General features: G+C 62.6%; 11 protein-coding genes. 3 read left to right on the top strand and 8 right to left on the bottom strand.

From position 1 onward, the window contains the following. Positions 1–12: 12 nt before the first annotated feature. The 3 genes from PSEST_RS01720 to PSEST_RS01710 form a co-directional block, all read right to left on the bottom strand. A complete protein-coding gene (locus PSEST_RS01720; RefSeq protein WP_015275351.1) occupies positions 13–1,782 on the bottom strand; it encodes a sodium:solute symporter family protein in 1,770 nt (589 codons plus the stop codon). A 3-nt stretch (positions 1,783–1,785) separates the two neighbouring features. Beyond that, entirely contained in the window at positions 1,786–2,049 is a 264-nt protein-coding gene (locus tag PSEST_RS01715; RefSeq protein WP_003282672.1) for a DUF4212 domain-containing protein, read from the bottom strand. A 719-nt stretch (positions 2,050–2,768) separates the two neighbouring features. Further along, entirely contained in the window at positions 2,769–3,278 is a 510-nt protein-coding gene (locus PSEST_RS01710; protein ID WP_015275350.1) for an ATP-dependent zinc protease, read from the bottom strand. 181 nt (positions 3,279–3,459) lie between these two features. Between PSEST_RS01710 and dbpA the strand changes: the two genes are divergently transcribed. Next, on the top strand, positions 3,460–4,839 hold the full coding sequence (gene dbpA, locus PSEST_RS01705) for an ATP-dependent RNA helicase DbpA (RefSeq protein WP_015275349.1): 1,380 nt from the start codon (positions 3,460–3,462) through the stop codon (positions 4,837–4,839). Positions 4,840–4,974: 135 nt separating this feature from the next. Next, entirely contained in the window at positions 4,975–7,173 is a 2,199-nt protein-coding gene (yccS, locus tag PSEST_RS01700) for a YccS family putative transporter (protein ID WP_015275348.1), read from the top strand. On the opposite strand, the gene PSEST_RS01695 is transcribed toward yccS, so the two are convergent. Then, positions 7,170–8,036 (bottom strand): substrate-binding periplasmic protein, encoded by an 867-nt coding sequence (locus PSEST_RS01695; RefSeq protein ID WP_015275347.1) that lies wholly within the window; start codon positions 8,034–8,036, stop codon positions 7,170–7,172. The two genes, yccS and PSEST_RS01695, sit on opposite strands and share 4 nt — an antisense overlap. A 24-nt stretch (positions 8,037–8,060) precedes the next feature. Here PSEST_RS01695 and PSEST_RS01690 point away from each other — a divergent pair, with 24 nt between their 5' ends. After that, positions 8,061–9,245, top strand: a complete 1,185-nt coding sequence (locus PSEST_RS01690) for an NAD(P)/FAD-dependent oxidoreductase (protein ID WP_015275346.1) — start codon at positions 8,061–8,063, stop codon at positions 9,243–9,245. A 20-nt stretch (positions 9,246–9,265) separates the two neighbouring features. On the opposite strand, the gene PSEST_RS01685 is transcribed toward PSEST_RS01690, so the two are convergent. The 4 genes from PSEST_RS01685 to PSEST_RS01670 form a co-directional block, all read right to left on the bottom strand. Beyond that, on the bottom strand, positions 9,266–9,448 hold the full coding sequence (locus tag PSEST_RS01685) for a hypothetical protein (RefSeq protein ID WP_015275345.1): 183 nt from the start codon (positions 9,446–9,448) through the stop codon (positions 9,266–9,268). 63 nt (positions 9,449–9,511) lie between these two features. Then, positions 9,512–9,841, bottom strand: coding sequence for a hypothetical protein (locus tag PSEST_RS01680; protein WP_015275344.1), 330 nt, complete (start codon positions 9,839–9,841; stop codon positions 9,512–9,514). A gap of 163 nt (positions 9,842–10,004) precedes the next feature. Further along, a complete protein-coding gene (locus tag PSEST_RS01675) occupies positions 10,005–12,215 on the bottom strand; it encodes a putative bifunctional diguanylate cyclase/phosphodiesterase (RefSeq protein WP_015275343.1) in 2,211 nt (736 codons plus the stop codon). A 219-nt stretch (positions 12,216–12,434) separates the two neighbouring features. After that, positions 12,435–12,908, bottom strand: coding sequence for a hemerythrin domain-containing protein (locus PSEST_RS01670; protein WP_015275342.1), 474 nt, complete (start codon positions 12,906–12,908; stop codon positions 12,435–12,437). Positions 12,909–12,998: the final 90 nt, after the last annotated feature.

Here is a 12,998-nt window from a genome sequence, read left to right as displayed (position 1 = left end):
CTGCATTATCAGTTAGTGGTCAAGCGCAACGCCAGCACCTTTCGGGGTACGAACGCTCTCGACCAGATCCTGAATTTCCTGCGGCGGAGCTTCGGTAGCCATCGACACAGCGTAGGCAACAGCGAAGTTCAGCATGGCACCCACGGCACCGAAGGCCTGCGGGGAGATGCCCATCCACCACTGATCAGGGGTGTTCGGGATGCTCGCAGTGCCAGGGATGAAGAACCAGCCCAGGTACAGGAAGATGTACACGGCGGTGGAAATCACACCGACCAGCATACCGGCAACCGCACCCTTGCTGTTCACGCGCTTGGAGAAGATACCCATCATCAGCGCCGGGAACAGGCTCGCTGCCGCGAGACCGAACGCTAGTGCCACTACCTGCGCCGCGAAGCCTGGAGGATTCAGACCCAGCCAGGTAGCCAGCAGGATCGCCGCCGTCATGGAAAGACGAGCAGCCAGCATCTCGTTCTTCTCACTGATCTTCGGATTGATGAGTGTCTTGATCAGGTCGTGACTGATTGCCGAGGAAATCGCCAGCAGCAGACCCGCAGCTGTCGACAAGGCTGCCGCAATGGCACCCGCAGCGATCAGACCGATGACCCAGCCCGGCAGGTTGGCAATTTCCGGGTTGGCCAGAACGATGATGTCATTGTTCACGGTCAGCTCGTTGCCGTTCCAGCCACGCTCTGTAGCGGTGGGGGTGAACTTGGCGTTAGCGTCGTTGTACATCTGCACACGACCGTCGGCGTTCTTGTCTTCCCACTTGATCAGGCCAGTACGTTCCCAGGTCTGCACCCATTCCGGACGATCTTCGTAACGGATCGCTTCGGCCTGCGGGCCTTCCGGATAGATGGTGTTAACCAGGTTCAGACGTGCCATCGAGGCAACGGCCGGAGCGGTGAGGTACAGCAGGGCGATGAACACCAGGGTCCAGCCAGCGGACCAGCGAGCATCAGCGACCTTCGGTACGGTGAAGAAGCGGATGATTACGTGCGGCAGACCAGCAGTACCGATCATCAGCGACAGGGTGAACAGGAACATGTTCAGCTTGTTGTCGACGTCAGCGGTGTAGGCAGCGAAGCCCAGATCGGTAACGACCTGATCCAGCTTGTCCAGCAGCGGCACGCCGGAATCGACGTGGGTACCGAACATGCCGAACATCGGGATCGGATTGCCAGTCAGCTGCATGGCGATGAACACGGCCGGGATGGTGTAGGCAATGATCAGAACGATGTACTGAGCCACCTGGGTGTAGGTGATGCCCTTCATGCCGCCGAATACAGCGTAGGCGAACACGATTGCGGCAGCGATCCAGATACCAGCGGAGTTGCTCACTTCCAGGAAGCGGGAGAACGCCACACCAGCACCCGCCATCTGACCGATTACGTAGGTAACGGAGATGAGGATGAGGCAGACAACTGCAGTCAGACGCGCACCGCGGCTGTAGAAGCGGTCACCGATGAAGTCCGGCACGGTGAACTTGCCAAACTTGCGCAGGTAGGGTGCCAGCAGCATCGCCAGCAGCACGTAGCCACCGGTCCAGCCCATCAGGTAAACGGAAGTGGCATAACCGCCGGAAGCGATCAGACCGGCCATGGAAATGAAGGAAGCGGCAGACATCCAGTCTGCTGCGGTCGCCATACCGTTGGTCACGGGGTGAACACCACCACCGGCAACGTAGAATTCCTTAGTCGACCCAGCGCGAGCCCAGACCGCGATCCCGATATAAAGCAGGAACGAGGCGCCCACGAACAGCATGTTGATCCAATATTGGCTCATGGCTTACTCCTCAACCCCGAATTCCTTGTCCAATTTGTTCAACCGCCACGCGTAGTGGAAGATGATCGCAATGAACGTGATGATGGAACCCTGTTGAGCGAACCAGAAGCCTAGGTCAGTTCCCCCGACGGGGATGCCGGCTACCAGCGGACGCAGGAGGATACCGAAACCGTATGAGACGAGAGCCCAGACCACTAAGCTCCAAGTGATAAGGCGAACATTCGCCTTCCAGTACGCAGCAGCATTTTCTTTATCGTTGTCGGCCATTGACGTTCTCCGCCTTATTTTTATTACGTGTGAAGGGAACCCACATGCTGAATTTAACAGGGGTGCCTTTCTGAATGAAAGCCCCGACTTTAGTCTGACGAACAACACGCAAAGACCAAACCACGTATTGCAGAGCCTCCTGAAGAATCCCGCTCAGGGTGGCCACGAGCCATCGGACGGACTACTCGCCGTAACCTTCGTGGCAGACGGTTTTGACCACGATCCGTGCGGCGAGCTGACGCGGCACCTCTACCCCGACTCGCCCCTCCCGCTGGAGCACTCTCAATACCGACTAGTCACAAATTAATCTCGCCGCTTCCCAACTAAAAAAACAATGGCAAAACAACAAGAACTTCAACCAGTGAGAACTTTAAATATATGCAGGATTTAAACTTGTATATATCGACAAATAACAGGAAACTAAATTAACTCACTTATATTGCCTTTTAATGGCAAACGATGCGGTTTCCAGCGAACGCCAAACGGGGCGATTTGTCACGTCGTCAGGCAGGCTGATCCCGCCGGCGCATGCGGGACGGCTCGACGGGGGAGGAATTCAGGTGGCGCCGCTGCCAGCCAACGGCAGCGGCTGCTCTTGGACGCGAAGGGGCGTTCGGCTGATGCAGCAGCGCGCCATCGCCCTGCTGGATCAGCCTGCGAAGCTCAGGCCAGACCGGACGCCGTCTGGCCGACTCGCCGCCGTTGCCGCTGGCACCGCGTCAGCAGGCTGGCTGACCCGCCGTGTACTTCTCGGTGGGATAGATGGCGGCGTTCAGTTCACGGATGGTCTCGGCGCCGATCAGCAAGGGATAGCTGAAGTGGGTGCGATCGGTCAGGTTGACCTCCACATCGCGCAACTGATCGCCAATGCACAGCTGCATCCCCACAATCGGGCGCTCTGCTCGTGGCGGCTCGCGGTGCGGATCGACGTTGCCGGACTCCTCGGCACGCGTCTTGATTCGGCTGATACCGAGCAGGCGTTGCTCATATAAAGTGTCATCGGCACCGTCGACGGCCAGCCGGAAGCGGACCCAGTCTTCGCCATCCCGCTCGAATTGCTCGATGTCCCGGGCCGACAGCGACGCAGTCATGGCGCCGGTATCCATCTTGGCGGGCAAGGTCTTGCCGATCTCTTCGATCTTGATGTGTTCGTAACGTCCGTAGAGGGTGGGCTCGGCGGCGAACGCGGGTAGCGCCAGCAGTCCGGCAAGGAAAAGAACGCGAGACAAAACAACCTCCTGGGGGCGGATAGTGGACAATTTTCGATCAGAACCCCCGCCTGGGGTTCCGTCTGCCGGCCTTTCAAAACGTTTCACGATGCCGGCCTATCGCCACACCGAAGCCGCGTGACCGGCGCATGCGCCGGCAGCCTGATAGACTGCAGACCGATTCCCGTCTGAAGACTCTCCCGTGCCCAGTACCGCCTTTTCTTCCCTGCCCCTTTCTGCCGCCATGCTGGCCAACCTCGACGCCCTCGGCTACGCGGCGATGACGCCGATTCAGGCGCAGAGCCTGCCGGTCATGCTCAAAGGCCACGACCTGATCGCCCAGGCCAAGACCGGTAGCGGCAAGACGGCCGCCTTCGGTATCGCCCTGCTCGAGCCGCTGAATCCACGCTATTTCGGCTGCCAGGCGCTGGTGCTGTGTCCGACACGCGAACTGGCCGACCAGGTGGCCAAGGAGCTGCGCCGTCTGGCGCGGGCGGCGGACAATATCAAGATCCTCACGCTTTGCGGTGGCGTATCGATCGGCCCGCAGATCGCCTCCCTCGAACATGGCGCGCATGTCATCGTCGGTACGCCGGGCCGGGTGCAGGAACATCTGAAGAAGGGCACGTTGAAGCTCGACGGGCTGAACACTCTGGTACTCGATGAAGCCGACCGCATGCTGGACATGGGCTTCTACGACGCCATCGCCGAGATCATCGGCCAGACGCCAGCCAGGCGGCAGACCCTGCTGTTTTCCGCTACCTACCCCGCCGGCATCAAACAGCTTTCCGCGAGTTTCATGCGCGACCCGCAACAGGTGCGCGCCGAAGCGCTGCACGATGATGCGCAGATCGAGCAGCGCTTCTACGAAATCGACCCTGAGCAGCGCATGGAGGCAGTAACGCGCCTGCTGGCCAGCTTCCGTCCGGAAAGCTGCGTGGCCTTCTGCTTCACCAAGCAGCAATGCCAGGAGCTGGTCGATCATCTGAGCGCCAACGGCATCTCGGCCATGGCGCTGAACGGCGACCTCGAGCAACGCGACCGCGACCAGGTGCTGGCGATGTTCGCCAACCGCAGCCTGTCGGTGCTGGTGGCGACCGATGTCGCGGCGCGCGGGCTGGATATCGACGCGCTGGACATGGTGATCAACGTCGAGCTGGCGCGCGATGCGGAAATCCATGTGCACCGGGTTGGCCGCACGGGCCGCGCCGGCAATCAGGGCCTGGCCGTGAGCCTGGTCGCCCCGGCTGAAGCGCATCGCGCGCAGGCCATCGAAAAACTGCAGCAGGCGCCGCTCAACTGGCAGCCGCTGGACGGCCTTAAGCCCAAGGGCGGTGCGCCGTTGCAGCCGCCGATGGCTACCCTGTGCATCGGCGCCGGGCGCAAGGACAAGCTGCGCCCAGGCGACATCCTCGGGGCATTGACGGGCGATGCCGGCATTCCCGGCACCCAGGTCGGCAAGATCGCCATCTTCGATTTCCAGGCGTTCGTCGCCGTCGAGCGCGGTGTGGTCAAGCAGGCGCTCAAGCGCCTCAATGAAGGTAAGATCAAGGGCCGCTCGCTGAAAGTACGCGTGCTCTGACAAGCCTGGAGCCGGTAACGGCCGAACGCAGGTGCCAGCCGGCGTTCGCTGCACCAGCTGGCTGAACGCACGAGCCAACCGCGACAGCGTGCGCGGTGGCTTCGTCCTATCAGGCCTACACCAACGGATCGCTTCATGCCGCAACCCTCGCTCAGCCAATCCCTGCGTCGCCTCTGGGCGCTGGAGAAGTTCGGCTACAGCCTGCGCGTGCTTATCGCCATGGCTGGCAGCATGGGGCTGAGTTGGTACCTCGGCCAGCCGACGCTGATCATCCCGCTGTTCCTCGGCATCATCGCCAGCGCGCTGGCGGAAACCGATGACAGCTGGCTGGGCCGGCTGAATGCACTGCTGGTCACCCTGCTGTGCTTCAGCATCGCGGCCGTGGCCGTCGAGCTGCTGTTTCCCTATCCCTGGCTGTTCGTCGCGGGACTGGCAGTTTCCACCTTTGCACTGGTGATGCTCGGTGCGCTGGGCGAACGCTACGGGGCGATCGCCCAGGCAACCCTGATTCTCGCCATCTACAGCATGATCGCTGCCGACCAGCGCAACGGTGAACTGCAACACTTCTGGCGCGACCCGCTGCTGCTGGTGGCTGGCGCCGCCTGGTACGGCCTGCTCTCGGTGTGCTGGAACGCGCTGTTCGCCCACCAACCGGTGCAGCAGAGCCTGGCGCGGCTGTACCGCGAGCTGGGACTGTATTTCCGTTACAAGGCTGCGCTGTTCGAACCGGTGCGCCAGCTGGACGTGGAACAGCGGCGCCTCGAACTGGCACAACAGAACGGCCGGGTCGTCAACGCGCTGAACGCGGCCAAGGAGACGCTGCTGCACCGCCTCGGCAATGGACGGGCCGGAGGCAAGATCAATCACTACCTCAAACTGTATTTCCTCGCCCAGGATCTGCATGAGCGGGTCAGCTCGTCGCATTACCCCTATCAGGCACTGGCCGAAGCCTTCTTCCACAGCGATGTACTGTTTCGCTGTCAGCGCCTGTTGCGCCTGCAGGCCAGCGCCTGCGCCGAGCTCGGTGAAACCATCCAGCTGCGCCAGGCGTTTCGTTACAGCGAAGCCAATGGACAGGCGCTGGAGGACCTGCAGGCGTCGCTGGAACACCTGCGCGAGCAGAACAACCCGGCCTGGCGTGGCCTGCTGCGATCACTGCGCGCACTGTCGGGCAACCTTTCCACGCTGCAGCGCCAGCTCGCCAGCGCCAGTGACCCTGGCACCCTGGAAGGTGAGCAGGACAACAGCCTGCTGGATCGCCAACCGCAAACCCTGCGCGAAGCGTTCAATCGCATTCGCCTGCAGCTGACCCCCACCTCGCTGCTGTTCCGTCATGCCCTGCGCATGACGATTGCCCTGATCACCGGCTACGCCGTGCTGCATGCCATCCATCCGGAACAGGGCTATTGGGTGCTGCTGACCACGGTATTCGTCTGCCAGCCCAACTACGGCGCCACCCGCATCAAGCTGGTACAACGCATCAGCGGCACCGTGCTGGGACTCGTCGCCGGGTGGGCGCTGTTCGATCTGTTTCCCAGCCAGCCGATCCAGGCATTGTTCGCGGTGGTCGCCGGCGTGGTGTTCTTCGCCACCCGCAGCACGCGCTACACCCTGGCCACCGCGGCCATCACGCTGATGGTGCTGTTCTGCTTCAACCAGGTCGGCGACGGTTACGGGCTGATCTGGCCGCGCCTGTTCGATACGCTGCTCGGTAGCCTGATCGCCGCGGCTGCGGTGTTCCTCATTCTGCCGGACTGGCAAGGGCGACGCCTGAATCAGGTGGTCGCCAACACGCTCAGCTGCAACAGCGATTACCTGCGCCAGATCATGCGCCAGTACGACAGCGGCAAGCGCGACGACCTGGCCTACCGGCTGGCGCGGCGTAACGCCCATAACGCCGACGCGGCGTTATCCACCACCCTGTCCAACATGCTGCTCGAACCGGGACACTTTCGTAAGGATGCCGAAACCGGCTTTCGCTTCCTGATTCTTTCCCACACCCTGCTCAACTACCTCTCCGGTCTCGGCGCCCATCGCGAGAGCCTGCCGGACGACGCGCGCGACGCGCTGCTGGAAAGCGCCGCGCAGCAGCTGGCGGCGAGCCTCGACGATCTCGCCGCCGCGCTGGCACAGAACCGGCCCATTGCCATCTACAGCGAGGAGGAGGAGGCGCTGGCGCAGCAACTGGAACAGACCCCGGACGAGATGGATGATGCCCATCGCCTAGTGCAGACCCAGCTGGGATTGATCTGCCGCCAGCTCGCGCCGCTGCGCAGCATGGCCGTGCACCTGCTCAAGCAGCAGCCAGCGGGTCAGGGCCAGGATCAGCGCTAAGGCAACCCATCCGGTACCGGCAGTGCGTGGCGGACAAAGATCGCCGCGTAGCTGCCATCAGCGAGCATGGCGGCAATTTCCCGGTTGAAGGTAGCGATGATATCGGTCGCCCGTGGATGGTCGCGCCGCACAAGCAACGACAGCTCCACGCGCCTGAACTCACCCGGCACGAACGCCAGCGCATCCCGCTCATGCCCCAGCTCCCGCTCGAAGTGAAACAGTGCAGTGCGCTCGTCCTCCAAGGTCAGGTCAGCACGTCCGGCAAGTACCATCGTGGCCGCCTGGACAAAGTTGGCGGCATAGCCCTTCTGCAGGCGCGTATCGGCGTCCAGCTCATCGCTGTACGTGTAACCCCTGCTAAGCACGAGCAGATAGCCGGTCAGGCTGTCGAGCCCGTCGTAACGAATGCCGCTCCCGCGTCGCTGGACCCAGCGCATCCGGTTGATCAGAAACGCACGGGAACTCAGGGAATAGTCGACGCGTTTTACCGCCGGCCAGCCGTTGACCAGGTCGTAGCTGCCTTTGCGAAGCCCGAGCAGGGCGCGCTCCCAGGGCACCTCTATGTATTCCACCTGGTAACCGCCACGGCCAAGCGCCGTGCGGATGAGTTCAACGGATAAGCCCTCGCCGGGCAGGCTCCGGTCCGTATAAGGCGGCCACAGATTACCGGCCAGACGTAGCACTTCGGCGGGCAGCGAAGCGCTTGCCAGCAGCAATATCAACCCAAGCAAACGTCGCAAGCCTGTCAAGTTCTCTTGCCCCGGCAAAGTGCTATCAATTTCAATCAGAGCACAAAGTGCGCCAATCGGCGTCAGCGTCTCGTCGGATGCCGGGCTGCACCGAGCCAACAGCAGGAGTACCATCGCGCCTTTTGCGCGAGGTAAGCAGTGGTGCAGACTGACGTGGTGGTGATCGGCGCCGGTGCGGCCGGGCTAATGTGTGCCTTCACCGCCGCGGCGCGCGGACGCCGGGTGCTGCTGCTTGATCATGCCAACAAAGCCGGCAAGAAGATCCTCATGTCCGGCGGCGGGCGCTGCAACTTCACCAATCTATACACCGAACCGGCGAACTTCCTTTCCAGCAACCCGCACTTCTGCAAGTCCGCGCTGGCGCGCTACACCCAGTGGGACTTCATCGAGATGGTCAGCCGCCATGGCGTCGCCTATCACGAAAAAAAGCTCGGCCAGCTGTTCTGCGATAACAAGTCCAGCGACATCCTCGAGATGCTGCTGGACGAATGCGCCCAGGCCGGCGTCGACCTGCGCCTGGATACCGCGGTCGAGTCGATTGCCAAGCGTGACGAAGGGTACGAGTTGAACACCGGCGTAGGCGCGGTGCGCTGCCAGTCGTTGGTGATCGCCACCGGCGGGCTGTCGATTCCCACCCTCGGCGCCAGCGGCGCTGGCTACCAGATTGCCCGGCAGTTCGGCCATAGCGTGTTGCCGACACGGGCCGGGCTGGTGCCGTTCACCATCACCGAGCCACAGCTCAAGACCATCTGCACCGAGCTATCCGGCACATCGGTAGAAGATTGCCTGGTCAGCTGCAACGGGCAGAGCTTTCGCGAGAACATCCTGTTCACCCATCGCGGCCTGTCTGGGCCGGCGATCCTGCAGATATCTTCCTACTGGCAACCAGGCGACGTGGTGCATATCAACCTGCTGCCCCATCTGGACCTGAACGAGTGGCTATCAGCGCAGAAACAGGAACGCCCCAACGCTGAGCTGAAAACCGTGCTGGGTGACGTCTTCACCCGCAAGATGGCCGGCCTGCTGTGCGAGCACTGGTTCGACTCCAAGCCGCTCAAGCAATACGTACCCAGTGAACTGGAAGCGATCGCCGCGAAACTCGCGGACTGGCAGCTGGTTCCGGCTGGCACCGAAGGCTATCGCACCGCGGAGGTGACGCTGGGAGGAGTGGACACGCGGGAAGTGTCGTCGAAGACCATGGAATCGCAGAAATCCGCGGGACTGTATTTCGTCGGTGAAGTCCTCGATGTCACCGGCCACCTGGGCGGCTTCAACTTCCAGTGGGCCTGGGCGTCTGGCTACGCCGCCGGACAGTACGTCTAGCCAGCGCAGCAGCACTTCGCTTATTCGTTGGTCCGGTTGGACGGCGGCGAGATCTCCCGCGGCCCTGCGGGATCGGTCGCGGTGTTCTGATATTCCTGCTGGTTGCGGGTGTTGTTGTCCAGCGCCGACTCTTCTTCGTCCGGTGAACAACCCGCAATGGCAAGCGCGCTCAGGGCGCCGGCCAATAGATAATTCCACTTCATTGCTTTCTCCTGCGGGAGGCACCTCGCGATGCGCAAGGTGCCTGGGTCAGGTGGTACCGGCGCTTACTGCGAAGTGCCGGTGCCAGTGCCGGTGCCCGTACCAGTGCTGGGCGCAGTGCCCGAACCGGATTCGGTGCCCAGGCCGCTGCCGTTGTCAGCGGGCGGAGTGGCCATGCCGCCAGAAGTGCCAGTGCCGGTACCCGTTCCGGTGCTCGGAGCAGTTCCGGTACCGGTGCCAGTGCCTGCAGGTGGTGTGGTGGTATCGGTGGAAGGTGCGGCAGGCTGCTCGGTAGTGGCTGGCGGCGGAGTCGGCTCACGCTCGCGGTCTTCGTCTGGGCCGCAACCGACCAGCAAGAGTCCGAGTACGGGGGGCAGCAGATAGGTAAGACGCATGGTTAACCTCCTTCAGGGTGGTCCGACGGATAGCCGGAGAATTCTTGAATCGTCAGATTCACAGAAGGTTGACCGCTTCGAGGCGCAAGAGTGCCCCTGCCTGCCCGATTGCGGGCGGCATCCGGCGCCTGTCATCCTGAGGACCAGTGCAATCGATTGACTGCTACCGGAGCTGCTGCAAGCCCCATAGTCCGTCGGCTCGGCGCGTTCCATCGAACAGCGCCTGCAGCTCGGGGGCCGGCCGCGGCGGGCTGAACCAGTAGCCTTGAACTGCCCGGCAACCCTGCGCGACGAGAAACTCGATCTGTTCGGGTCGCTCAACCCCTTCGGCGACCACTGCCAAGCCGAGGCTTTGCCCCAACCCGATGATGGCGCCGCTGATCGCCACCGAATCGGCGTCATCCGGGGCTGCCGCGATAAAGCTGCGATCGACCTTGAGCACATGCAGCGGGTAGCGCTTCAGGTACCCGAGCGAGCAGTAGCCCGTGCCGAAGTCGTCCAGCGCCAGACGCACCCCCAGCGCAGCGACTTCGTGCAGGCAGTTGAGCATCATCTCGCTGTCATGCATCAGCAGTGTCTCGGTGATCTCCAGCAGCAAGCTTTGCGGCGGCAGCCCGGTTTCACGCAACACCCGCGCCAGCAGCTCGGCAAAGTCGACCTGCTGCAACTGACGGATCGACAGATTCACCGCGCAGTAGAGCTGCGTCTGCCCTGCCTGCTGCCAACGCCGGACCTGGCGACAGGCTTCACGCAGCACCCATTCGCCGACCCGGACGATCTCGCGCGACTCCTCCAGGACCGGGATGAACTCCATCGGCGCAACCGGCTTGTCCTCGAAGCGCCAGCGCAGCAGCGCCTCAACGCCGAGCAGATAGGGCTGGCCCTGCTCGACGCGGCAGATCGGCTGGTAATGCAGCGTGAATTCCCGGCGCGTCAGCGCTTGCGCAAGCGCACTTTCCAGCTCCAGCTGGCGTGCGGCCTTGGAATGCAGGCCATCGCAGAACAGCGCGAATTGGTCCTTGCCGGCGCTTTTCGCGCGATACAGCGCAAGGTCCGCTGCCTGCAGCACGTTCAGCGCCTGTCCGTCGCGCTGCAGGGGAGCGATGCCGATGCTGGCGCTGACCGACAGCGTGCGTTCACCAAGCTGCAACGGCTCGCGCAGTGCGACCAGCATCCGCTGCGCCACGCGCTCGGCATCGGCTTCGCAGGCCAGATCACCGAGCAACGCAACGAACTCGTCACCCCCGAAGCGCGCCAGATGATCGCCGGGGCGCAGGCAGTGCAACAGCCGCTGCGCGACTTCGACCAACACCTGATCGCCAGCGCCATGGCCGAGGCTGTCGTTGATCAGCTTGAAGCGGTCCAGGTCAATGAAGAGCAAGGCAGCCGCTCGACCATACGGGCGCTGCTGCACCTCCTTGAGCAGCTCATCGAGATGCAGGCGGTTGGCCAGACCTGTGAGCGCATCATGCCTTGCAGCATGGCGCAGGCACTCCTCCGCCGCCTTGCGTGCACTGATATCGGTCTGCGAACCTGCCATGCGCAGCGTGCCCTGCTCACAACGTTCGGCTACCCCTCGCACCAACACCCAGAGATACTCACCGGTCTCCATGCGCACGCGGTATTCATGCGCCAGCGAAGGGGAGTGCCCGTTGAGGTGAGCAGCGATCGCTTCGCGCAGCCCGGGCAGGTCGTCCGGGTGCACACGCTCGAACCAGCCGCGGCTGCAATAGCCGGCCTGCATCGGCATCCCCAGCATGGCGGTCCAGCGTTCGGAGAGGTGCAGCTGATCGCGCTCGACATCCCACTCCCAGATACCATCCTCGGAGCCGCGCAGTGCCCGGGTCAGTCGCGCCTCGCTGTCCTCCAGCGCATGTCGCTGCGCCGCGCTGTAGGTGTCGATCGCGAGGATCATGTCGAAGAAGACGATCTTCAGCAGGCTGTCGTAAAGCGCATGCTGGTCGCCGTCTCCCAGCAGCGTCCGGAGCATTTCCGACAGGTAGAGGCGGTACGCCCCCAGATACCACTCCAAATCGACCCCGACACGCTGGTGCACCAGCCCGACCAGCAACCGGTCGCGCACATAATCACGCTCGTATGGGCCGCTCCACAGGCGGCGGTAATACTCCAGCTGGCGTTGCTTCAGCCGTGCGATCCCGACGCAATCGTTCTGCATGGCGGAGGGTTGACCGAAAGCATTCAGGTGTTCGTAGAGTTTTTCGATGAAGGCCGGGTGCGCAGATTCCAGCTCCGCCGCGGCGCGGTTCAGACGCAGCCCGTCACTGGCCTGCCACTGCAGGTAACGTTTGCGCACCAGAATCTGGTCGAGGCCGAGCCCGACTCGTTGCAGCAGTGCCTTCAGCTCGTCTTCCATCCCCGCCCCTGTACGCTGGACACACGCCACTAGGACTGCGCGCCATGCAGTTACGAGCAAGGGTTGCGTCGAGGGAATGCACCAGATGATGCCATCGAGCCATCAAGGGTCGCAGCGGAGCCACGCGGCGGTTTTGATGCAGGTCAGCAAAGCAGGTGGTCCGGGGGCAGACCATGGTCGAGCAGACCGGGGCTATAGGCCCCGGTTGAGACGCGGAACTCAGGCGGCCTGCTTGGCCGTCAGTTCCTTTTTCAGACGGTTACGCAGCGCAATCATCTGCTCGCCCATTTCTTCGAGGCGCTTGGCATCGAACAGCTCGCGGGCCTGCGGGAACATTTCGGATTCCTCTTCCTCGATGTGGTGCTCAAGCAACTCCTTGCACACCTTGGCACGGCCGGAGAATTCGAGGCTGCCCGGGTCGGTTGCCTTCAGATCTGGCAGCACCAGCGCATCCACAGCTCGGTGTTCCTCCTTGGCCTCGTGGTACATCTTGGCCTCTTCCTTGCCGCCAGCTTCCTTGTAGGCGGGATAGAGAATCTGCTCTTCCAGCTGCGTGTGGATAGTCACTTCCATTTCCAGCTTGCTCAGCAGTTCGGTACGCGTCTTCACGGCGCGCTCGGTGGAATCGGTCAGGCGCGTCAGCAGGTCCTTTACGCGCTCATGATCCTCAATCAGCAGGTCGATGGCGTTCATGCGGCAATCCTCTTCGGCTTAACGGCAAACGAACCGAGCTCTGTGGCCCGGTGTCGAAAAATGTGGCTGCGGTCATCCCGCAGCCGAGCG

Source organism: Stutzerimonas stutzeri RCH2 (genome assembly GCF_000327065.1).
GTDB lineage: Bacteria > Pseudomonadota > Gammaproteobacteria > Pseudomonadales > Pseudomonadaceae > Stutzerimonas > Stutzerimonas stutzeri_AE.
The sequence above is the reverse complement of the archived record's forward strand: the minus strand, read 5'-3'. Positions and strand labels throughout refer to the sequence as shown.

What these genes read in the sequence shown, in the direction of transcription:
- PSEST_RS01685 (WP_015275345.1), bottom strand. Translation starts at nt 9,448, where the DNA reads ATGAAGTGGAATTATCTATTGGCCGGCGCCCTGAGCGCGCTTGCCATT.
- PSEST_RS01720 (WP_015275351.1), bottom strand. Translation starts at nt 1,782, where the DNA reads ATGAGCCAATATTGGATCAACATGCTGTTCGTGGGCGCCTCGTTCCTG.
- PSEST_RS01715 (WP_003282672.1), bottom strand. Translation starts at nt 2,049, where the DNA reads ATGGCCGACAACGATAAAGAAAATGCTGCTGCGTACTGGAAGGCGAAT.
- PSEST_RS01695 (WP_015275347.1), bottom strand. Translation starts at nt 8,036, where the DNA reads ATGGTACTCCTGCTGTTGGCTCGGTGCAGCCCGGCATCCGACGAGACG.
- PSEST_RS01675 (WP_015275343.1), bottom strand. Translation starts at nt 12,215, where the DNA reads ATGGAAGACGAGCTGAAGGCACTGCTGCAACGAGTCGGGCTCGGCCTC.
- PSEST_RS01680 (WP_015275344.1), bottom strand. Translation starts at nt 9,841, where the DNA reads ATGCGTCTTACCTATCTGCTGCCCCCCGTACTCGGACTCTTGCTGGTC.
- yccS (WP_015275348.1), top strand. Translation starts at nt 4,975, where the DNA reads ATGCCGCAACCCTCGCTCAGCCAATCCCTGCGTCGCCTCTGGGCGCTG.
- PSEST_RS01670 (WP_015275342.1), bottom strand. Translation starts at nt 12,908, where the DNA reads ATGAACGCCATCGACCTGCTGATTGAGGATCATGAGCGCGTAAAGGAC.